Here is a 1334-nt window from a genome sequence, read left to right on the forward strand (position 1 = left end):
GCATCTCGACGAGTTCGTCGAACAGGGTCTGCGCCCACAGATGCGGGTCCTCGAGCAAGCGGCTGGTGACGTACTCGGCGAACGGCTCGAACGGGTCCTCGTCCCGGTGGCGGACACCCGGCTCGGTGACCCCGTTGAGATAGTTGCGGACGGTCTTACGGTCCCGTCCCAGATGACGGGCGATCGCTGAGATCGTCCACCCCTGCTTGCGCAGAGCATGTGCTTCCACGGTCTCTCCTTGTGTGAGCATGAACGAGCGGGGCCTCCCTCGAAGGGCTGGTGCGTGGTCAGAGACCACCAGCATCACGGGGAGGCCCCGCCCATTACTTGGCGGGTGCACACAAGTGGGGAGATTCAGTTAGCAGAACTGGGGAGAATCAACGAGCGCAGTCACCGTCCGACGGGCGCGACCACAGGAGCCCGTCTCGGTTGGGCTGTGCGGCGATCACGGGCACGAGCAGCTCCATGACCTCCTCGGGGACGGCGACGGTGCGCCGCTCCCAGGTCTTCGGCTCCACCGTCAACGGACCTGCCGTGCCCGCAGCGGGTATGGAAGCGGTGACGTGCACTAACCCCGCCCCGACTTCCGCGCTCACCAACAAACTCATCTGCGACACCCTGTCGCTGAGCGGGTCGAAGCAGGGCACGCCGATCCTCACCGAGGGCTCCGCGCTGCGGTTCGTCGGTGGCGGCGGTCGGGAGTCGGGCAAGCTCGCCCCCCGCGAAGGGTGCAGGCGACCGCATCTGCACGCTGTCGTTCTTCATGAGGGACGACAACGGCAATGTGTACGCCGCGTCGGGTACGGGGTGCGCCCCTGCTGTAGCAACTGGTAATTCGCCCGACACTCTGACTACCAAGTCGGGGTGGAGCCCCGCCAAGGGTGCGGATGTGGTGACCACGACTTGAACCACCCCGGGTTTCCCGGAGGATCTCTCAGTTGGCTACCTGGACCAGCTGGTCAGGCAGGGTAGGCACCGTTTCGGTGGCCTGGTGTCGATCGTAGTAGATCCGCTCGGCGTGCACCGGGCTCAGGTCGTTGCAGTACCCGTTCGGGCGTTCGTGGTTGTACCAGTGCACCCATTCGGCGGTCGCCGCCTGCAGGTCGGCCAGGCCGGCCCACGGGGCTTCGCGGTAGACGAGCTCGGTCTTGTAGCTCGAGTTCACCGACTCGGCGAGCGCGTTGTCGTAGCTGTCGCCGATACTGCCGATCGACGGCCGCACACCGATGTCGGCCAACGACTGACTGTAGGTGATCGCGGTGTACTGCGACCCCGCATCACTGTGATGAATGAGCTGATCGAAAGTAACTGCACCCCAACGTTTCCTGTCACTG

General features: G+C 65.1%; 3 protein-coding genes. All 3 read right to left on the reverse strand.

Annotated elements, in window-relative coordinates; translation table 11 throughout:
- Positions 1 to 250, reverse strand: a 250-nt coding sequence (locus AXK60_RS10480) for a helix-turn-helix domain-containing protein (protein WP_139057831.1), incomplete at its 3' end; no start/stop codon positions are given.
- Between the two features lie 127 nt (positions 251 to 377).
- Positions 378 to 518, reverse strand: a complete 141-nt coding sequence (locus AXK60_RS26925; RefSeq protein ID WP_175399987.1) for a hypothetical protein — start codon at positions 516 to 518, stop codon at positions 378 to 380.
- 416 nt (positions 519 to 934) lie between these two features.
- Positions 935 to 1334 (reverse strand): integrase core domain-containing protein (locus AXK60_RS10490; protein ID WP_139057743.1); only part of this gene is annotated, 400 nt, incomplete at its 5' end.

Source organism: Tsukamurella pseudospumae (assembly GCF_001575195.1).
Taxonomy (GTDB): Bacteria; Actinomycetota; Actinomycetes; order Mycobacteriales; family Mycobacteriaceae; genus Tsukamurella; species Tsukamurella pseudospumae.